Origin of the sequence: Acinetobacter sp. HY1485 (genome assembly GCF_027568475.1) — a bacterium.
In the GTDB taxonomy this organism is placed as follows: Bacteria; Pseudomonadota; Gammaproteobacteria; order Pseudomonadales; family Moraxellaceae; genus Acinetobacter.
The window spans coordinates 93,961-112,876 of record NZ_JANKZG010000006.1; the positions used below are offsets into that span (position 1 = coordinate 93,961).

General features: G+C 38.4%; 19 protein-coding genes and 1 pseudogene. 11 read left to right on the forward strand and 9 right to left on the reverse strand.

The genetic code is table 11. The features are described from left to right. The first annotated feature begins 61 nt into the window (after positions 1 to 61). Complete coding sequence (upp, locus tag PCI70_RS08605) at positions 62 to 697, forward strand: uracil phosphoribosyltransferase (RefSeq protein ID WP_269914926.1); 636 nt, start codon at positions 62 to 64, stop codon at positions 695 to 697. A 40-nt stretch (positions 698 to 737) separates the two neighbouring features. Continuing rightward, a complete protein-coding gene (locus PCI70_RS08610; RefSeq protein WP_333473564.1) occupies positions 738 to 1,154 on the forward strand; it encodes an excalibur calcium-binding domain-containing protein in 417 nt (138 codons plus the stop codon). Here the strand turns inward: PCI70_RS08610 and gigC are convergent. After that, entirely contained in the window at positions 1,140 to 2,024 is an 885-nt protein-coding gene (gigC, locus tag PCI70_RS08615) for a LysR family transcriptional regulator GigC (protein ID WP_269914927.1), read from the reverse strand. The genes PCI70_RS08610 and gigC overlap by 15 nt on opposite strands. A gap of 74 nt (positions 2,025 to 2,098) precedes the next feature. Between gigC and PCI70_RS08620 the strand changes: the two genes are divergently transcribed. Beyond that, on the forward strand, positions 2,099 to 2,860 hold the full coding sequence (locus PCI70_RS08620) for a ferredoxin--NADP reductase (protein WP_269914928.1): 762 nt from the start codon (positions 2,099 to 2,101) through the stop codon (positions 2,858 to 2,860). Between the two features lies 1 nt (position 2,861). Here the strand turns inward: PCI70_RS08620 and PCI70_RS08625 are convergent, their stop codons facing one another. Next, positions 2,862 to 3,284 (reverse strand): hypothetical protein, encoded by a 423-nt coding sequence (locus tag PCI70_RS08625; RefSeq protein ID WP_269914929.1) that lies wholly within the window; start codon positions 3,282 to 3,284, stop codon positions 2,862 to 2,864. A 127-nt stretch (positions 3,285 to 3,411) separates the two neighbouring features. Here PCI70_RS08625 and PCI70_RS08630 point away from each other — a divergent pair, with 127 nt between their 5' ends. Both PCI70_RS08630 and PCI70_RS08635 read left to right on the forward strand, forming a co-directional pair. Further along, positions 3,412 to 3,618: a hypothetical protein gene (locus PCI70_RS08630; protein ID WP_269914930.1), complete on the forward strand. Its 207-nt coding sequence runs from the start codon at positions 3,412 to 3,414 to the stop codon at positions 3,616 to 3,618. Between the two features lie 21 nt (positions 3,619 to 3,639). After that, positions 3,640 to 5,112 (forward strand): annotated as a pseudogene (locus PCI70_RS08635) (mechanosensitive ion channel); the annotation flags it as partial. Positions 5,113 to 5,280: 168 nt separating this feature from the next. Here PCI70_RS08635 and PCI70_RS08640 read toward each other — a convergent pair. From PCI70_RS08640 to PCI70_RS08655, 4 genes are read right to left on the reverse strand one after another with little or no spacing between them, the layout of a single operon-like run. Then, a complete protein-coding gene (locus PCI70_RS08640) occupies positions 5,281 to 6,462 on the reverse strand; it encodes an NAD(P)/FAD-dependent oxidoreductase (RefSeq protein WP_269914932.1) in 1,182 nt (393 codons plus the stop codon). 27 nt (positions 6,463 to 6,489) lie between these two features. Continuing rightward, positions 6,490 to 7,302 (reverse strand): 1-aminocyclopropane-1-carboxylate deaminase/D-cysteine desulfhydrase, encoded by an 813-nt coding sequence (locus PCI70_RS08645; RefSeq protein ID WP_269914933.1) that lies wholly within the window; start codon positions 7,300 to 7,302, stop codon positions 6,490 to 6,492. Position 7,303: 1 nt separating this feature from the next. Continuing rightward, on the reverse strand, positions 7,304 to 8,515 hold the full coding sequence (locus PCI70_RS08650; RefSeq protein ID WP_269914934.1) for a glycosyl transferase: 1,212 nt from the start codon (positions 8,513 to 8,515) through the stop codon (positions 7,304 to 7,306). A 9-nt stretch (positions 8,516 to 8,524) separates the two neighbouring features. Continuing rightward, positions 8,525 to 9,286: an HAD-IIB family hydrolase gene (locus PCI70_RS08655; RefSeq protein WP_269914935.1), complete on the reverse strand. Its 762-nt coding sequence runs from the start codon at positions 9,284 to 9,286 to the stop codon at positions 8,525 to 8,527. A 184-nt stretch (positions 9,287 to 9,470) separates the two neighbouring features. Between PCI70_RS08655 and rpmI the strand changes: the two genes are divergently transcribed. The 5 genes from rpmI to PCI70_RS08680 all read left to right on the forward strand — a co-directional run bounded on the left by rpmI (position 9,471) and on the right by PCI70_RS08680 (position 14,639). Next, complete coding sequence (rpmI, locus tag PCI70_RS08660; RefSeq protein ID WP_269914936.1) at positions 9,471 to 9,668, forward strand: 50S ribosomal protein L35; 198 nt, start codon at positions 9,471 to 9,473, stop codon at positions 9,666 to 9,668. A gap of 11 nt (positions 9,669 to 9,679) precedes the next feature. Beyond that, positions 9,680 to 10,039, forward strand: coding sequence for a 50S ribosomal protein L20 (rplT, locus tag PCI70_RS08665; protein ID WP_269914937.1), 360 nt, complete (start codon positions 9,680 to 9,682; stop codon positions 10,037 to 10,039). 927 nt (positions 10,040 to 10,966) lie between these two features. Next, a complete protein-coding gene (gene pheS, locus PCI70_RS08670) occupies positions 10,967 to 11,947 on the forward strand; it encodes a phenylalanine--tRNA ligase subunit alpha (RefSeq protein ID WP_269914938.1) in 981 nt (326 codons plus the stop codon). 23 nt (positions 11,948 to 11,970) lie between these two features. Then, positions 11,971 to 14,349, forward strand: coding sequence for a phenylalanine--tRNA ligase subunit beta (gene pheT, locus PCI70_RS08675; RefSeq protein ID WP_269914939.1), 2,379 nt, complete (start codon positions 11,971 to 11,973; stop codon positions 14,347 to 14,349). Then, on the forward strand, positions 14,346 to 14,639 hold the full coding sequence (locus tag PCI70_RS08680; RefSeq protein ID WP_269914940.1) for an integration host factor subunit alpha: 294 nt from the start codon (positions 14,346 to 14,348) through the stop codon (positions 14,637 to 14,639). The genes pheT and PCI70_RS08680 overlap by 4 nt, the downstream gene beginning before the upstream one ends. An 85-nt stretch (positions 14,640 to 14,724) precedes the next feature. Here the strand turns inward: PCI70_RS08680 and PCI70_RS08685 are convergent, their stop codons facing one another. The 3 genes from PCI70_RS08685 to trxA all read right to left on the reverse strand — a co-directional run bounded on the left by PCI70_RS08685 (position 14,725) and on the right by trxA (position 17,195). After that, on the reverse strand, positions 14,725 to 14,970 hold the full coding sequence (locus PCI70_RS08685; protein ID WP_269914941.1) for a hypothetical protein: 246 nt from the start codon (positions 14,968 to 14,970) through the stop codon (positions 14,725 to 14,727). A 390-nt stretch (positions 14,971 to 15,360) separates the two neighbouring features. Further along, a complete protein-coding gene (gene rho, locus PCI70_RS08690) occupies positions 15,361 to 16,623 on the reverse strand; it encodes a transcription termination factor Rho (RefSeq protein WP_269914942.1) in 1,263 nt (420 codons plus the stop codon). A gap of 248 nt (positions 16,624 to 16,871) precedes the next feature. Further along, complete coding sequence (gene trxA, locus PCI70_RS08695) at positions 16,872 to 17,195, reverse strand: thioredoxin (RefSeq protein WP_269914943.1); 324 nt, start codon at positions 17,193 to 17,195, stop codon at positions 16,872 to 16,874. Positions 17,196 to 17,386: 191 nt separating this feature from the next. Between trxA and ppx the strand changes: the two genes are divergently transcribed. After that, complete coding sequence (ppx, locus tag PCI70_RS08700) at positions 17,387 to 18,907, forward strand: exopolyphosphatase (protein WP_269914944.1); 1,521 nt, start codon at positions 17,387 to 17,389, stop codon at positions 18,905 to 18,907. The last annotated feature ends 9 nt before the right edge of the window (positions 18,908 to 18,916 follow it).

Here is an 18,916-nt window from a genome sequence, read left to right on the forward strand (position 1 = left end):
TTATTTTGCAGATAAAAAGCTATAATACGTCTAATTTGATAACATTTTCAGGTGTTCTCCCGTGTCCATCCACGAAATTCGCCACCCACTTATTCGTCATAAAATTGGTTTATTACGACGTGCTGATATTAGTACCAAAAACTTTCGCGAGCTTGCGCAAGAAGTTACTGTGCTATTAACCTACGAAGCAACTCAAGATTTACCTATGGTTGATCATGAAATAGATGGCTGGGCAGGTAAAGTAACCACACAGCGTATTGCGGGTAAAAAAATTACAGTTGTGCCTATTTTACGTGCAGGTATTGGCATGTTAGATGGTTTCTTGCATTTAATGCCAAGTGCAAAAGTGAGTGTGCTTGGCTTAGAGCGTGATGAAGAAACATTAGAAGTTCGTACTTATTACAAAAAATTAGTGCCTGACGTTGCAAACCGTATTGCGATGATTATTGATCCAATGTTGGCAACAGGTAGCTCATTAATTGCTGCAATTGATGAGTTAAAAGCAAGTGGATGTAAAGATATTCGTGTGATGGTACTTGTTGCAGCACCTGAAGGCATTGCAAAAGTAGAAGCGAAACATCCTGATGTTCGTATATTCACTGCATCGGTAGATGAGGGTTTAAATGAGCATGGTTATATTGTGCCGGGTCTAGGAGACGCAGGCGACAAAATTTTTGGTAGCGTACAAAAAGATTAATATTGAAAGCACCTATTTAGGTGCTTTTTTTGGGGTTATTATGAAAGCTATCTTAGCTTTATGTGTATTTATTATTTGTGCAGGCAGTGGGCTATATTATTTTTATGACCATATGCAACAACAACAATTAGAACAACAAGCGCGTACCCAACAACTCATTGAACAACAACGCCAACAAGTCATTGAGCAAAGAAAACAACTTGGTCGTTTACCAATGGCTGAAAGAAAAAAATCAGTAGATGATTCGCCAATAGCCGAAAGAAAAAAATTAGTAGAAAATACGCCAATAGCTGAAAGCAAAACGGATACAACATCATATGTATGCGATGGACGTACATATTGTTCCCAAATGCACAGCTTAGAAGAGGCAAGATGGTTTGTACGTCACTGTCCAAATACTAAAATGGATGGAGATCATGATGGTGAACCATGCGAAAGTGACTCACGTTGGCATTGAGCAATACTGCATAAATGCCTTTAAACCTGGTCCTTGATATTTATGACGATGTACAAGCATATAAAGTGGACGTTTAAGCTCCCAAAATGGAGTTTTAAGCGCCACTAATTGCTTAGAAGCAAGCATAGGTACAAGTGCAAGTTTAGAAATACAAGAAAGTCCAAGACCGCCTGCTAAAATTTTCAAAATTGCTTCGTTATGACCAAGTGTGAGTCGAATATTGGCGTGTTTTAAGTCTTTTAAAATTGCATGATCAAATACTTCGCGTGTGCCCGAACCTTCTTCTCTCAAAATCCAATCGACATTTTCAAAATCGCTAATGGTCAAAGCACGTTTAAGTTGTGCTAATGGATGGTCAGGTGAGCAACAAATAGCAAGCTCATCGTCACGCCAATGAATACTGTGCAGTTGTGGCAAGTGACAAGAACCCTCAATCATCGCAAGATCTAGTTGAAACTGGCTGACCGCTTCAATCATTTGTCTAGTATTGCCAACTTGCAGTTGTAGGTGAGCTTGAGGTTGTTTTTTTAAAAATCCCGCCATTAAATCGGGCATTAAATAGTCGCTAATCGTGAGGGTTGCGCCTAAACGTAAATCGATGCTCTGTAATTCACCTTTCGCAATTTGCTCAAATGATTCACAACGCCCCAAAATTTCTAATGCTTGAGGCAATAAATAGCGCCCTAAATCATTAAGTTGTAATCGTTTGCCTAAACGATCAAACAAAGGCGCACCTAAACCATCTTCAAGATCTGCAAGTGCCATACTTGCAGCACTTTGGGTGAGTTTTACGGCATCACTGGCTTTGGTTACAGTTCCTTCTTGGGCAACTGCCACAAAAACAGCAAGTTGGCGTAATGTCATGCGCATGGTTGTTAGAGCCTTAGTGAATCATTTTCTGTGCCATGCTACCATGAGCTTATAATTAGTTGCACCTTGAAAATATGACTTCTGAAAAATTTACGATAGAAAAAGTTTTGTCTGTGCATCGCTGGGCAGAAAACCTGTTTAGTTTTAAAATTACGCGTCCTAATCATTTTAAATTTACTGCAGGACAGTTTGCGCGTATCGGTATTAAAGTAAATGATGAACTGGTGGTACGTGCTTATTCGCTCGTTTCATCGCCTTATGATGAAACACTCGAATTTTTTTCAATTGTTGTCCCAAATGGTGCATTTACCTCGCATTTACAGCATTTAAAAATAGAAGATGAGATTTACCTAGAAAAAATTCCGTATGGTTTTTTAACACTTGCACGTTACCAAGAGCCAATACCACAAGATTTATGGCTATTGGCAACAGGAACAGGACTTGCACCGTTTTTGTCGATGCTTCAAGATTTTGATACATGGAAAAACTATAAAAATATTTTTTTAGTGTATAGCGTGCGTACGCTAAATGAATTGGCATACGTCAATGAAATTGAACAAATCCGTCAAACATTTGGTGAGGATGATACAGGCTTTAAATTTATATCTGTTGTTACGCGTGATCCAAGCGCAATGCTTCATCAACGATTACCTGTACTCATTGAAAATGGTAACTTAGAGCAAGCGGTGGGATATCAATTTAATCCGCAAACGAGCCACATCATGTTATGTGGTAACCCTCAAATGGTTGAAGATACCAAAGAAGCACTTAAACAACGTGGCTTAACCATGAACCGCCGTGGCGTTGGAAATATTGCAGTTGAAAACTATTGGTAAATTAGTGCACAAACATATCTAAGTACGTTCGGATTTCTTCTAGCGCTGTGTTGATGTCCGAACTCAGCCATGTTGGTTCTATAAAGCCTGCATAAAATTCTAGACGTTCAGTCGGTACAATTAAACGAATGGGGCATTCTTCTTCAAGTAAACGCCATGGGACTAAAGGTGTATCTTGATCAATAAAAGGTGCCACATTACGAATATCAATGACCATTGCACCAATGCAATCAGGAAATGGCATAACTGAAAGTTCTTCAGTACGTCTACGAAAATATTCTAAATCCGACCAACTTAATTGATAAGTAGGTTTGTTAAACTCAATAATACCAATCGTATGGGCATCGCGTGTATAGTGTAAAAAACACTCATGTGTCACATCGGTGGTTAAATCTAACGAGACTGGTTTGAGTTTATAGGACATAAAATTGGATACATAAAAAATACATTATAGCGTAAACGTAATGCTTCTTCACATATTGATACAAAACTTAAATTTCGCAATGTTACTATAAAAAATAATCATTTTAATAAAAGAGAGGGGAACAATCATGCCCGATTATTCACAACAATCACCTCACGAGAATGGTAATAATCAAGAATCACGAAAAGAAAAAAAGACGATTACTCGTAATATTTTTATAGTGGTTGTTATCTTCTTAGCAGCAGTTTTAATTTACATGGCAACGCATCATGAGCCTGCAGAAACAGAAGCCCCTGCAAGTTCAGCACCTGCAAGTCGTGTAACCACATCCTAATAAAAACGAAAGGGGATAACAATGAATGATTACTTCTCAAGGGGACTTGACGTCCACTATTACTGGGATCAACTTCAACCTATTTTAGCAGCTATTTTAGTTTTTATTTTAGGTTGGATCATTGCGCTTGCGATTGGAGCAGGCACAAAAAAAGTACTTAACATGATCGGTACCAACCGTCATCTTTCAAGCGCAACAGGAAAAGACTCGCCTGATTACGAAAAAATTATTTCAAAATTCGTATTTTGGTTTGTATTCATAATGGCAGTTGTTGGCGCACTTAACGTATTGAACATCAATAGCGTAAGTGGACCATTTAGTGCTATGGTTGCACAAGTTCTTGTCTTTATTCCAAATATTATTGCTGCCACTATTGTGGGCTTTGTAGGTTGGATCATTGCACGTTTAGTACGTACAGGTTTAACACGTGGGCTTGCAAAAACACAGCTTGACGAAAAGTTAAGTGCCGATGTAGGTGTACAGCCAATTAGCGAAAATATTGCTGAAATTAGCTACTGGTTAATTTTATTATTGTTCTTACCAATTGTACTCTCAATTTTAGGCTTAACAGGCTTACTTATTCCTGTACAAAACATGGTAAACGAAGCAATTAGCTATGTACCAAATATCTTTATTGCAGGTGTAATTGTATTTGTTGGTTATATTCTTGCAAAAATTGTACGCGGTATTATTGAAGGCTTAGTGAACAGTGTTGGCTTACAAGCACAAGCAGAACGCATTGGAATGTTTAAAAATACGAGCATTGGTCGTGTTTTAGGTTCTTTTGTATTTGCTTTAGTGATTATTACAGCACTTATTGTTGCATTTGAAGCGCTTGGTATTGAGTCAATTTCTCAACCTGCAACATCAATGCTTAACGAGATTATGTCTGCAATTCCAAATATTATTGCAGCGGGCTTAATTTTAGTATTAGCGTATGTTGTATCTCGCTTTGTAGCAGGTTTAGTACGTGACGTACTTTCTGGCACAGGTGTAGATAATGTACCTGAGCGTTTAGGTGTACAACGCTTTTTAGGTAATACGACGGTATCTGGTACTGTTGCAACACTAATTGTATTTTTTACAATGTTGTTTGCAACCTCAGAAGCAGCAAACCGTTTAGGCTTTGATCAAGTTAGCCATTTAATTGCAACGTTCATTGAATTTGGCGCAAACATTTTGTTAGGCGCTGTGATTTTAGTGATTGGTTTTTGGCTTGCAAACGTTGTTGCAAATATTGTGCAACGTGGTGAAGCACAAAATACACGTTGGTTAGGTAACCTTGTTCGTATTCTGATTATGGGCTTAGTGCTTGCAATGGGTTTACGTGCAATGGGTATTGCAGATTCAATTGTAAACTTGGCATTTGGTTTAACGTTAGGTGCAGTTGCAGTTGCATTTGCGCTTGCATTTGGTTTAGGTGGTCGTCAACCTGCCGAACGTTTGCTTACAAAACTACTAGATAAAGCAGAATCTAATAAACAAGACCCACATGTATAATTAATGAGGTCACGCGGTAACGCGTGACCCTTCAACTTAGGAGAATACTATGAAATTATGTAAACTGATCGTTGCTGGTGTTGCTGTTGGCGTTGCAGTAAAAGCCTGTAAAAAGTGCTGTACTGCAAAAAAAGCAAAACGCGAACAAGCAGAACAAAAAGACTAAACGTATTCGGCAGCTGCGACTGCCGAAGCCCACGCCCATTGAAAGTTATATCCTCCCAAATGCCCCGTTACATCTAATACTTCTCCGATAAAAAATAAGCCTTTTACACGCGTACTTTCCATTGTTTTTGAAGAAACTTCTTTGGTATCTACACCACCTAATGTGACTTCTGCTGTACGGTAGCCTTCTGTACCTGATGGTTTAATACTAAATTCATGTAATTGAGTAGCAATCTGTTCAATTCTTTGGTCACTTAATTGCCCAATTGGTGTTTCTGCTTCGCTTTGCCAAATTAAGTTTTGTAGTTCAACTGTAATAGCTTTGGTGGTCATCTCATTAACAATAGTTCTGAGTAATACTTTGGGTTGCTGTACTTTTTTTTGTTTAAGTACAAGATTAATGTCCGTACTTGGAAAAAAATTAATATTGATAGCGGTACCTGCTTGCCAATAATTAGAAAGCTGTAAGGCACTTGGACCACTTAAACCACGATGTGTAAATAGCATGGCTTCGTTGAACGCTGTATGTTGATTACTCAGAGTAACGTTGAGTGCATTACCACTTAAACGTGTGGTGATTTCTTTAAACTGATCTGAAAAAGTAAATGGCACAAGCCCTGCACGTGTTGGAAAAATATGATGTCCAAACTGCTTTGCAATATCGTAGCCAATGCCTGAGCCACCCAATGTAGGGATAGACAAGCCACCACTTGCGACTACAAAAGAAGTACAAGTTAAGGTTTCTTGTTGAGTGGTAATTTCAAAACCTTGAGGCATTTGTTTAACTGCTTTGACTTCGGCTTGCGTTTTAATTGTAATATTAGGTTGCTCACATTCTTTGAGGAGCATATTTAAAATATCTTTTGAACCATTTATGGTAAACAATTGACCATGCTTACGCTCTTCATACTCAATACCATGTTCGCATACTAGTCCAATAAAATCCCATTGCGTATAGCGTGATAAAGCGGACTTTACAAAATGGGGGTTATGGCAAAGGTAATGATGGTGTTCGACATCTAAATTAGTGAAATTACATTTTCCACCACCAGACATTAAAATCTTCTTACCCACTTTATTGGCTTTTTCTAATACCAAAACCGAGCGACCTCGCTTTGCTGCCTGTGCTGCAAGCATTAAACCAGACGCGCCTGCACCTAAAACAATAACATCAAACATATGCTTGCAACTCGTAAAAGCGGTGCATTATATAAGAGAATGACGTCCTTGTAAGCCACCTGTATGAATGGCAAGTACACGGTCATTGGGTTGGAAATAGCCTTTTTTAAATAAGTCATCAATCCCGTACATCATTTTGGCAGTATAAACAGGATCAAGTAAAACATCGTATTGTTGTTCAAATTTTTGTATAAATTCGCGTAGTTCTGGTGTCATTTTAGCATAGCCACCACAGGCATAATTATCTGTAATATGCCAATTTTTTTTTTGCGTATTAAGGTTAAACGCTATCCCTTTAAGTGCAGAAAACCCAATGATATGGGCATCGGTTGACTCAATTAGCCCTGTGATGGTTCCGCCTGTTCCCACAGCACAGCAGATATAATCGTAATTACACTCGTAAGGTAAAATTTCTTTGCAACCTTGTATCGCAAGTGCGTTTGTGCCGCCTTCAGGGATTAAATAATATTGTGGATATTGCTGTTGAAGTTGTTCTAAAAAATTAGGTTCGTGGCGTTGCTTGTAAGTTTGCCGAGATACAAAGATAAGTTGCATGCCTAAACGTGTGGCATTGGCAAGCGTTGGATTAAGTGGTGCATCTTTTAATTCATCGCCACGAATAATACCAATGCTGTTTAAACCGTAATGATGTGCTGCATAAGCAGTGGCAGCGATATGATTAGAATAAGCACCGCCAAATGTAAGTACACCCTTAAACTGCTGTGCTTGTGCCTCAATCAAATTATATTTGAGCTTATAAAATTTATTGCCCGAAATATATGGATGTACAAGATCAAGGCGCTGAATATCAAGTTGAGCAGTTAAGGGTTGAATTTGCATTTTAGAGATTGTCTTCTTCTACAGCATCATAAAGTTCTTGGAAAATTTGGGGAAAAGCAGATTCAACACGGCTCCAACTTGGGATAAACGGCTGTTCGTTTGGTTTTGCCATAAATGCTTGTCCTGCTTCTATAATACACTGTGCAAATAGTTCTACAGCAACTTCTTCGCTGTGCTGATCAAACTTTAAACCGTTCATTTCAGCATCGTGTCGGTAAATATCTACAAGATCAAGCGCATTACGGTAATACGTTGCTTTTAAAACCCTAAACGAGTCATGGGTAATATTCACGCCCATGGTGGCTAATTTGCGTAATAAAGACTCGATAATATCGCAACTCATACGCTTTAAACCGCCCATACCATCGGCAGTGGTAAGAGACTGGTGTTTGTGGTCGTAGTTATCTGAAATATCAACTTGGCAACTGCGTTTAGGGCTGTAATTGCGATAGACCTCAGACAGTACGCCAATTTCTAAACCCCAATCGCTTGGCAGTTTAACGCTGTTGAGCACACGCGTTCGCATTGCAAACTCACCTGATAATGCATAGCGAAAACTAGACAGGTATTCTAAAAATTCACTGTCGCCGTATACAGTTTTAAGTGCTTTGAGAAGCGGAGAGACCAATAAGCGGCACACACGTCCATTTAGTTTTTGATCTGCAATGCGTGAATAATAACCTTTGGAAAATATATATTGAAAAGTAGGATTAGCCACAGGGTATAACAATCGTGCAAGCATACTCCGTTCGTAAGTGACAATGTCGCAGTCATGTAGTGCCACACAGTCAGTACGGTCTGAGGCAAGCGTGTAACCTGTGCAAAACCAAACATTTCGTCCTTTACCTAATTGCGTAGGTGAGAGTCCATGTGCTTTTAATTTTTGATCTATCGCAGTCAAACGCGGACCATCGTTCCATAAAATACGGTGACGTTGTGGTAAACGAGAAAAGAACTCTTGTGCATACAAAAATTGATCTTTTGTTGCGCGATCTAACCCAATTACAATCTCTTCTAGATAAGGTACTTGTGTTAGCTCATCTACAATTTTAGTCAGAGCAGGGCGTTCTAGCTCAGAAAATAACGAAGGTAAGATAAGCCCCATCTTTCTGCGTTGAGAAAAGGCAAGTAGTTCTTCTTCTAAATCTTCGGTACGCCGTTTAGTTAGGTTATGGAAATTTGCCACAACACCATTTTGGTAAAAATCTGACATGATTATTCCTTATAATTGTATAAAGTGTTGTAGCCCCTCACTCCAACCTTGAGGACCATAATGTTGTGTGTAGTAGGCTTCTTTGTTTAAGCGTAATTCGGTTGGTGCGTAAGTTTTGATCACCACGCTGTAATCAGTTTTTTCTAAAAAACTTTTATCGTTTGGTGCATCACCTAAACCAATGGTTTGAGTGTGTTGTGGATATTGTCTAAGTAACCAAGCTAAAGCTTTGTCTTTTCCGCTTTGTTCGGACACGACATGCCAAAAACGACCTCCTTGAATGAGTTTTAAATGCTGACGTTTTAAAATTGAGGCAAAAAGTTTTAAATTTTGTGCTGTGTCTTGCCACAGTAAAGGTTCTGAAGCATCACGTTGTTTGGCATCATCTGCTTGGTCTTTATTTAAGTTTGTACATTTAATTAGTTGTTCATTTGTCATTTCAGAAAACGTAGTGAAATTAAAATGATACGCATGTTTGATATGTTGCACTGTCGTGCCTAGGTCTTTAACTTGTCCAAGAATATGTTTTTGTTGAGGTGATAAGTAAATAACTGCACCATTTTCGGCAATAAAAGGGGCAGTAATTTTCATATTTTTTTGTAATTTAAAGACTTCGGTGGCTGTTTTGCTGGTACAAAATACAATGGGGATATTATGCTGTTGCAGGCGATCTAACCATAATTGAGCAGGCTGCCAAGTATAATCAAAATGGTCAAGTAAGGAGCCATCTAGGTCTGTAACCACCATAATGGGACTATTGAGTGTAATCATAAGACCTTCTTTTTTGTTTTATTTTTAGTCAATTTACTGCAAAATTATCTGCCATACAAGCAAGTTTAGTAACCAAAAATATTGCTTTTTTTTTAGCTAAACTTCCTATAAAATACTGCCTTCCTTACCTGCAGGATATTTACATGGTGTAAATACTCCAAACAGGTGTTTTAAAGAGGTTGTTATGGCAGTTAAGATGAAAACTCGCCGTGGTGCAGCTAAACGTTTTAAGGCGACTGCAAACGGTTTCAAACGCAAACAAGCGTTCAAACGTCACATTTTAACCAAAATGTCTTCTAAGCGTATTCGTCAATTACGCGGCTGTGTAATGGTTCACGTAAGTGACGTTGCTTCAGTTCGTCGTATGTGCCCATACATCTAAGGAGATATTAAATGGCTCGTGTAAAACGTGGTGTAGTGGCGCATCGTCGTCACAAAAAAATTCTTGATCGTGCTAAAGGTTACTATGGTGCTCGTTCGCGCGTTTACCGTGTAGCGTTCCAAGCGGTAATCAAAGCTGGTCAATATGCGTACCGTGACCGTCGTAACAAGAAACGTCAATTCCGTTCTTTATGGATTGCACGTATCAACGCTGGTGCTCGTCAAAACGGTTTATCTTACAGCCGTATGATCTCTGGCTTGAAAAAAGCGCAAGTGATCGTTGACCGTCGCGTATTAGCTGACATCGCTATGCATGATGCAGTTGCTTTTGCTGCTTTAGCTGAAAAAGCTAAAACTGCTTTAGCTGCATAAGCTTAGAGATTCAAAAAAGACCACTGTTTAGTGGTCTTTTTTTATAGAAAAAATAATGATTTTAGAGTTGAAGAGCGAAGTTGTACGACGTCGTAGCTGTATTATAAAGATCAATCGATAGGGAGAATTTTGGAGTGAGCACCTCATTATAACGACTCAAATTTTTTTATTACATATGATTGTTCATTGGAAGAAACTAATTGATATTCATCCAAAAAAAAGTGATAGATTCATTTTGGATTGGGCGTATATATCAAACAGATTATTTGAGAAATTGTCGAACTTTAAATGATAAACAGATTTCTTTTGAATTTTTAAGAGAAAAACCATTGACTTTGACAGTACACGAAAAAATAAAACTTAATTTTAAAGGTATCCCATTTACCATCGCTTTTGGTTTAGTACACAGTTAAAAACTAGGTAAAAAAGACATATTATTTAAATACTGAAGATCTTTTACATTGCCCAAAAAAACAAGATTATACGCTCTAAATTTTTTTGATTTTAATATTAAACAGGATTTTGATTAAAGACATAAGTTTTTTGAGAAATATACCGAAGCTGTAAATAAAAATGATTTTTTTAATATTTAAAGTTGATGGATATAGTTATATACAGACATAAAAAGTAAAATTGTGTGAGCCACCCTAATCAAGTATAAAAAACTATGGTGAAAACGTAGGGCAAGCACATCATTTTTAAATAGTGGTTGATGCAAAATTTAGTCAACATTTTGCTTGAAGAGATAAAAATTCGTGTTCTTGTAGAAGCTTCAAGGGGAATTGGCTTGGATTTATACAGAGCAACCTTAACATTGGCAAGGGCTTAATTTACTTGGTTTTGCTTTAATGTAAGTACGCCAAAATTTACATCAAAGTATTTAAAAGCTGTTAGAATACAACGTATTTAGATGCTTTGAGAGTAATTATGTCACTGGAAGCCTTGACCACTGAAGCACTTGCTGCCATTGGTGCAGCCCAAGATCTGGCAACACTTGACCAAGTTCGAGTGCAGTTTACAGGTAAAAAAAGTCAGCTTGCAGAGCAATCAAAAGCTTTGGGTAAAATGGATCCTGAACAACGTAAAGTTGAAGGGGCAAAAATTCATGCAGTGCGTGAATCAATTAATAAAGCGTTAACTGAACGCCAAGCCGAATTACAACAACAAGCACTTGATGCAAAACTTGCAAGCGAAACCATCGATATTACCTTACCGGGTCGTGGTCAGCAGATGGGGAGTATTCACCCTGTAACGCAAGTACAAGATCGTATTTGTCAATTTTTTACCAAAGCAGGATTTACTGTTGCAACAGGTCCTGAAGTAGAAGATGACTACCATAATTTTGAAGCTTTAAACATTCCGGGGCATCACCCTGCACGTGCAATGCACGATACATTCTATTTTGATGCATCGCATTTGTTGCGTACACATACATCGGGCGTGCAAATTCGTACCATGGAAACTTCACAACCGCCTATTCGTATTGTATGTCCTGGGCGTGTATACCGCTGTGACTCAGATCAAACGCATTCACCGATGTTCCATCAAATTGAAGGGTTATATGTTGCAGAAAATACAAGTTTTGCAGAATTAAAAGGCTTACTTGTAAATTTACTGAATGAATTTTTTGAAAAAGACTTAAAAGTACGTTTCCGTCCATCTTATTTTCCATTTACAGAGCCAAGTGCTGAAGTGGATATTATGGATGAGCGTGGCAAATGGTTAGAAGTATTAGGTTGTGGCATGGTGCATCCAAATGTATTGCGTGCAGCAGGGATTGACCCTGATAAATACAAAGGCTTTGCTTTTGGTTTAGGGGTAGAGCGTTTTGCAATGTTGCGTTATGGCATTAATGATTTGCGTATGTTCTATCAAAACGATGTGCGTTTCTTACGTCAATTTGCTTAAGTTTTAAAAAAGGTTTTAGTGTAATGAAAATTAGCGAAAGTTGGTTACGTACGTGGGTAAATCCTGCGGTTGATAGTGAAACATTAGCCGATCAACTAACCATGTTAGGTTTAGAGGTTGATGAGCTTGCACCTGTAGCAAAACCATTTACAGGTGTTGTAGTGGGTGAAGTACTCACCGTAGAGCAACATCCTGATGCAGATCGTTTACGTGTAACAACCGTAAATATTGGTACAGATGAGCCATTACAAATTGTGTGTGGCGCGCCAAATGTCCGTATAGGCATGCGCGTACCTGTTGCCACCGTTGGTGCAGTTTTGCCGGGCGATTTTAAAATTAAAAAAGGTAAACTGCGTGGTGTTGCTTCACACGGTATGCTTTGTGGTGCATCTGAAATTGATTTAGAAGATAAAATTGATGGGTTATTAGAACTACCTGTTGATGCACCGATTGGTACAAATATTCGTGAATATCTAAATCTTGATGATCAAGTGATTGATATTTCAATTACGCCAAACCGTGGTGATTGTTTTAGTATTCGTGGTATTGCCCGTGAAGTGGGTGTGATTAACCAAATTGCTGTAACAGCTCCTGAAATTAAAACAGTACCTGCAACAATTACCGATCACAAAAAAGTCACACTTGCCACTGATGGTGCGCCACGTTATTTAGGGCGTGTGATTAAAAATGTAAATGTAAAAGCACAAACGCCTGAATGGATGGCCAATGCACTGACACGTTCTGGTACGCGTGTACATAGCTTTTTAGTTGATGTGACCAATTATGTACTTTTAGAACTTGGTCAACCGATGCATGCATTTGATCTTGCAAAAGTGTCGGGTGATATTACGGTACGTCAAGCAACTGCAAAAGAAAAATTACAGCTTTTAAACGAGCAAGATGTTGAGCTTAGCGAAGATACGATGGTGATTGCAGATGCTCAAAAAGCATTGGCAATTGCAGGTATTATGGGTGGCTTAGAATCGAGTGTAACAGATAGCACACAAGATATTTTCTTGGAAAGTGCGTTTTTTGCACCACTTGCTATTGCAGGACGTGCACGCCGTTTAGGTTTACATACAGATTCATCACAACGTTTTGAGCGTGGTGTAGACTTTGAACTACCAATGATAGCGATGAATCGTGCTTCTGCATTGATTCAAGAGATTGCAGGTGGTGAATTTGGTGAAATTACGGTTGTAGAGAAAACTGAGTTATTACCAAAGCGTGAAGCGATTACGCTGAAACAAACACAAGTAAATGAACTTTTAGGTTATGAAGTTGCGGGCGATTTTATTACCGATGCATTGAAGCGTTTAGGGTGTGAAGTAACAGTTTTAGATGCACAGTGGCATGTTGTTCCACCATCTCATCGTTATGATATGGTTATTTACCAAGATCTTATTGAAGAAATTGCACGTATCCATGGGTATGACAATATCCAAACACGTTTACCTGTTATGGATATCCAACTTGCTAAATACCAAGATGGTTTTGAACTTGCACAGTTACGTCAAACAGTAGCAACTTTGGGTTATCAAGAAGCGATTAGTTTTAGTTTTGCCGATGCAAAATTAGAAAAACAGCTTAATCCAAACGTTAAACCGCTGATGTTGGCAAATCCAATTTCAAGTGAATTGGCAGCAATGCGTAGTACATTGCTATCGAGTTTAATTCCATGTGTGCAATATAACTTAAACCGTCAGCAAAATCGTGTACGTTTCTTTGAGCTAGGTTTACGTTTTGATTATCAAAACGCACAAACTATTGATGAACTTAAACAAACACCAACGCTTGCACTGATTGCTGTGGGTTCTCGTGTGCCAGAACAATGGCATGGTAAAGCTCAAGAGATGGATTTCTTTGACTTTAAGGGTGAAGTAGAAGAAATTTTAGCAGCAGGTCGCATTAACGTAGAATATGTTCGTTCTGAACGTGAATGGCTACATCCAGGACAATCTGCCGAAATTTTGGTAGATGGGCAGTCGATTGGTTATCTCGGTCGTTTACATCCATCGCTAGAAGATAGCCTAGATTTAGGAATAACGTGGGTATCAGAACTTGATCAAGATGCAGTTTTGCAATCTTATGTATCTAATTTTACAGAATTATCACGTTTTCCATCAGTTAGACGTGATATTGCACTTTTAATTGATGATAAGATAAGTGTAAAAGAAATTCAGCAATTAATTAAGAAAACGGGTGGGGACTTATTAGATTCAACATGGTTGTTTGATGTTTATACAGGCAAAGGTGTTGAAGAAAATAAACGTTCGTTGGCATTTGCTTTATTGTGGCAGCATCCATCACGTACCTTAGAGGACGCTGAAATTAAATCAGGCATGGATAAGATTATTGAAGTGTTACAAAACACTTATGAAGCAACATTGAGGGCGTCATGACAGCATTAACAAAAGCAGAAATGGCAGACCATTTAAGCGAGCTTACGAACCTAAACCGCCGTGAAGCTAAACAAATGGTTGAATTATTTTTTGATGAGATTAGTGAAGCATTAATTTCAGGTGAACATGTAAAACTTTCGGGTTTTGGCAATTTTGAACTGCGTGACAAACGTCAGCGTCCTGGGCGTAATCCAAAGACTGGTGAGGAAATTCCAATTTCTGCACGCCGTGTTGTTACGTTTCGTGCAGGTCAAAAGTTTAGACAGCGCGTAGGTAGCGAGCAAGATTAATAAAAAGCCCTCAATTGAGGGCTTTTTTTAAATGTAAAAAAAGAGAGCAGATGCTCTCTTTTTTCTCTAATACGGTAAAACCGAATTAGTGAGCAGCTTGAGAAGCAACAGGAGCAGCATCTACTTGAGACGCAGCAGCAGCAGTTGCTTCAGATGCAGCAACAGTTGCTTCAGATGCAGTAGCAGCAGCTTCAGACGCAGCAGCAGTTGCTTCAGACGCAGCAGCAGTTGCTTCAGACGCAGCAGGAGCAGCTTCTTGCTTTTTTGCACAACCAACGAAAGCTAAAGTTGTAGCGATAGCTGCTACAGTAGCAATTTTTTTGAATAACATGGCATCACTCTCATAATATAGTAGAGATAAAAAAAACCTAAGCTGATTTGTTTTTGCTCTAATTATCCCTACACGTCCGATAGGTAACAACGCATGGAGCAAATCAACTGGCCTGCGAGTATGCTATCACTGAGCCTATAGAAATACTACTAGGCATATTGAAAAAAAATGAAAAAATGACCAGTTTTTGCATAATTTTTAACAGAAAATAACAATTAAAAGGCGAGTTATATTGGTTTAATTATCGATTAAGTCTCTTAAAAATCGGGGTTTTTTAGATAGTTAGGAAAAAATATTCAAAATATTAAAAAATATATTAACTTTAATTTGTGAAATTATGTAAAAATTAATGTCCGAAGTCCCTAATTTATAAGAACTTCGGTCAATAGCTTACTGTTTACGCTTCATTTGTTCAAAGAAGTCATCATTAGTTTTGGTTTCTTTCATGCGATCAAGTAAGAATTCCATTGCATTTAATTCATCCATTGGATGTAATAATTTGCGTAGAATCCAAACTTTACGTAAGTTTTCTTCCGACATTAAACGTTCTTCACGGCGTGTACCTGATTTTTTCAGGTTCATCGCAGGGAAAACACGTTTTTCTGCAATACGACGGTCAAGTGTAACTTCTTGGTTACCTGTTCCTTTAAATTCTTCGTAAATCACTTCATCCATTTTACTGCCTGTTTCAATTAAGGCAGTAGAAATAATGGTAAGTGAGCCACCTTCTTCAATATTACGTGCAGCACCGAAGAAGCGTTTAGGACGTTCTAAGGCATGTGCATCAAGACCACCTGTTAAAACTTTACCAGATGAAGGAATAACCGTATTGTAAGCACGCGCAAGACGTGTGATTGAATCGAGTAAAATGACAACGTCTTTTTTATGTTCGACAAGACGTTTTGCTTTTTCAATCACCATTTCAGCAACTTGAACGTGACGAGCAGGGGATTCGTCAAATGTAGAGGCAATTACTTCACCACGCACACTACGTTCCATTTCGGTCACTTCTTCAGGGCGCTCATCAATTAGAAGTACAATTAAAAATACTTCAGGATTGTTGCGTACAATAGATTGTGCAATGTTCTGAAGTAACATTGTTTTACCCGCTTTTGGCGGTGCAACAATAATAGAGCGTTGCCCCTTACCAATTGGAGCAATTAAATCGACTACACGTGATGTTAAATCTTCTGTTGTACCGTTACCTAACTCCATCACCAACTGTTCTGTTGGGAAAAGTGGCGTTAAGTTTTCAAACAAGATTTTATTACGTAAGTTTTCTGGGGTATCGTAGTTAATTTGGTTAACTTTTAAAAGTGCAAAGTAGCGTTCACCTTCTTTAGGTGGACGGATTGTCCCTGTAATGGTGTCGCCTGTACGTAAGTTAAAACGACGAATTTGAGAAGGGCTTACGTAGATATCGTCTGGACCTGCTAAATAAGAGCCAGCAGCCGAGCGTAAGAAGCCGAAACCATCAGACAAAATTTCTAATACGCCATCACCAAAAATTTCTTCGCCGTTCATTGCATGGCGCTTTAAAATAGCAAAAATAATGTCTTGTTTGCGGTTACGTGCCATCCCCTCGAGGCCCATGAACTCTGCAATTTTAATGAGTTCGCCAATCGGTTTTTTCTTGAGTTCAGTTAAATTCATAGGTGATTCAATGTGTTGATAAAAACATCGGGAGTACTAAAGAGGTAAAAATCAGCCGTAGCATAACCTTTGCAGGTGAATTGTTTCGAAGAGAAGAATTCTGTTGCCGAATGGCGATTTTATGTGTTGTGTTTATAAGAAAGCGAAGGTTTGCTTTCTCAGACAGAAATATAAGTGACTAATACTAAATTGTCAATTTTAAAACAAAAATACGCCATAAAAATGGCGTATTTTTTTATCACTTAAGCTTAAATGTTTTCATCAATAAATGAAACAAGTTTAGAGCGGGGTACAGCACCCACTTGTTGTGCAACTACTTCACCATTTTTGAAGAGTAAAAGTGCTGGAATATTACGAATATTATAGTTAACAGCTGTTTGCTCGCAGTTTGTTACATCTACTTTAACAATTTTTACTTTACCTTCGTATTCACGAGATAAATCTTCTAATACAGGAGCAATTGCTTTACATGGTCCGCACCAACCTGCCCAAAAATCAACGAGTACAGGCGTTTCAGACTCTAGTACGTCTGTGTTGAAATCGTTATCTGTTGTATTCACAAGGTTTGACATGTGTTTTGCTCCAATGTTGTTTCTTTGTATATTAGGGATAATCATGCCATTTTCAAGCGCTGTTTGTATTTTAGAATTTTGTAGTCATTTGTCTAATGGGCTTTGCTGATATTTTTAATCGTTTCTATCAATTTACACTTTTTCAATTTTTGGCTACTCTAGCAAACACATCTTTTTGAGTTTTATGCACAATGTCTGACTTTCTGATTGATGAAGAATTGCTAGCAGCAATTGACATGGGGTCAAATAGTTTTCACTTAGCCATTGCTCGTGTGGATCATGGGGAAGTGAAAAAAGTCGTATCAATGTCGGAAAAAGTACAATTAGGTGCAGGATTAGACGAAAATAAAAATTTAACGGAAGCCGCACAACAACGAGGATTAAGTTGTTTAGCACGTTTTGTTGGACGTTTAAGTTCTGTACAACCAACACGTTTGCGTATTGTTGCAACAAATGCACTGCGTCAGGCAAAAAATGGTCAAGAGTTTATTGAAAAAGCCGCAGAAATTTTACCTAAGCCCATTGAAATTATTGCAGGACGTGAAGAAGCACGTCTGATTTATTTAGGCGTTTCGCATACGATGGCAAATGGCGGCAAACGCTTAGTTGTTGATATTGGTGGTGGTTCTACTGAGTTTATTATTGGTGAAGAGTTTGAGCCGATTTACACTGAATCATTACAAATGGGCTGTGTCGCATTTACCAAGGCTTATTTTGCTGATGGTGATATTACGGTAAAAGCATTCAATAAAGCAGTTGTGGCAGCAACAAAAGAGCTTTCTGCAATTGCAACGCGTTATAAGGAAAAAGGTTGGGAAACCGTTGTAGGTTCAAGCGGTACAATCAAGGCATGTCGTCAACTATTGATTGGAATGGGTTTGAGTGATGAGCAAGAGTCTGTAACGCGTGAGGGTTTAGAAAAACTTAAAGACAAAATTTTAAAGTATAAACACATTTCTGAATTGGATTTTTCGGGTTTAAAAGAAGATAGACGAGCAGTTTTGCCAGCTGGGTTGGCAATTTTGTACGCTATTTTTGAAACGATGCAAATTGATCGCTTAACCTATTCTGATGGTGCATTGCGTGAAGGAGTGATGTACGACCTATTAGGGCGTTTTAAACATGAGGATATTCGTGACCGTAGTGTACAAGCATTGGTTGGGCGATATGGCGCAGATCTAAAACAAGCAGAGCGCGTGGTTAAAACTGCACAAAAGTTGTTTGATGATGTAGCAGAAAAGCTTAATTTAACCAATGAAGACAGTGACTTACTGCGCCGTGCGGCCTATTTGCATGAGATTGGACTTGCGATTAGTCATGGGGGCTATCACCGTCATGGTGCATATTTACTAGAACACTCAGACATTCCTGGTTTCTCACAAATTGATCAAAACTATTTATCGCACCTTGTTGGGCATCATCGTCGTAAAATTAAAAATGAAACAAAAGTAGACGTTTTAAAGAGTGCAAGTATTCGTTTAGTGTACTTATGTCTATTGTTACGACTTGCGGTTTTACTCAACCATAGCCGTAGTGATCAGATGCTTCCTGCCATTGAATTGCACGTGCTGAATGAGCAACAATGGCAGCTAAGTGTTTCTGGCGATGCGAAACAATGGCCATTACTGGTTGCAGATCTGCATGATGAGCAAGCGCAATTTAGGCATTGGGACATTGATTTGATCATTCAGTCTGAAAAGTTTATCGATTAATGACGGATA

Excerpts from the sequence above, each read along its gene's own strand:
- PCI70_RS08610 (WP_333473564.1), top strand. The coding sequence starts at position 738 with ATGAAAGCTATCTTAGCTTTATGTGTATTTATTATTTGTGCAGGCAGT.
- PCI70_RS08645 (WP_269914933.1), bottom strand. The coding sequence starts at position 7,302 with ATGCAAATTCAACCCTTAACTGCTCAACTTGATATTCAGCGCCTTGAT.
- PCI70_RS08650 (WP_269914934.1), bottom strand. The coding sequence starts at position 8,515 with ATGTCAGATTTTTACCAAAATGGTGTTGTGGCAAATTTCCATAACCTA.
- PCI70_RS08630 (WP_269914930.1), top strand. The coding sequence starts at position 3,412 with ATGCCCGATTATTCACAACAATCACCTCACGAGAATGGTAATAATCAA.
- PCI70_RS08655 (WP_269914935.1), bottom strand. The coding sequence starts at position 9,286 with ATGATTACACTCAATAGTCCCATTATGGTGGTTACAGACCTAGATGGC.
- rplT (WP_269914937.1), top strand. The coding sequence starts at position 9,680 with ATGGCTCGTGTAAAACGTGGTGTAGTGGCGCATCGTCGTCACAAAAAA.
- gigC (WP_269914927.1), bottom strand. The coding sequence starts at position 2,024 with ATGCGCATGACATTACGCCAACTTGCTGTTTTTGTGGCAGTTGCCCAA.
- PCI70_RS08680 (WP_269914940.1), top strand. The coding sequence starts at position 14,346 with ATGACAGCATTAACAAAAGCAGAAATGGCAGACCATTTAAGCGAGCTT.
- trxA (WP_269914943.1), bottom strand. The coding sequence starts at position 17,195 with ATGTCAAACCTTGTGAATACAACAGATAACGATTTCAACACAGACGTA.
- PCI70_RS08620 (WP_269914928.1), top strand. The coding sequence starts at position 2,099 with ATGACTTCTGAAAAATTTACGATAGAAAAAGTTTTGTCTGTGCATCGC.
- PCI70_RS08625 (WP_269914929.1), bottom strand. The coding sequence starts at position 3,284 with ATGTCCTATAAACTCAAACCAGTCTCGTTAGATTTAACCACCGATGTG.
- ppx (WP_269914944.1), top strand. The coding sequence starts at position 17,387 with ATGTCTGACTTTCTGATTGATGAAGAATTGCTAGCAGCAATTGACATG.
- pheT (WP_269914939.1), top strand. The coding sequence starts at position 11,971 with ATGAAAATTAGCGAAAGTTGGTTACGTACGTGGGTAAATCCTGCGGTT.
- rho (WP_269914942.1), bottom strand. The coding sequence starts at position 16,623 with ATGAATTTAACTGAACTCAAGAAAAAACCGATTGGCGAACTCATTAAA.
- PCI70_RS08685 (WP_269914941.1), bottom strand. The coding sequence starts at position 14,970 with ATGTTATTCAAAAAAATTGCTACTGTAGCAGCTATCGCTACAACTTTA.
- PCI70_RS08640 (WP_269914932.1), bottom strand. The coding sequence starts at position 6,462 with ATGTTTGATGTTATTGTTTTAGGTGCAGGCGCGTCTGGTTTAATGCTT.
- pheS (WP_269914938.1), top strand. The coding sequence starts at position 10,967 with ATGTCACTGGAAGCCTTGACCACTGAAGCACTTGCTGCCATTGGTGCA.
- rpmI (WP_269914936.1), top strand. The coding sequence starts at position 9,471 with ATGGCAGTTAAGATGAAAACTCGCCGTGGTGCAGCTAAACGTTTTAAG.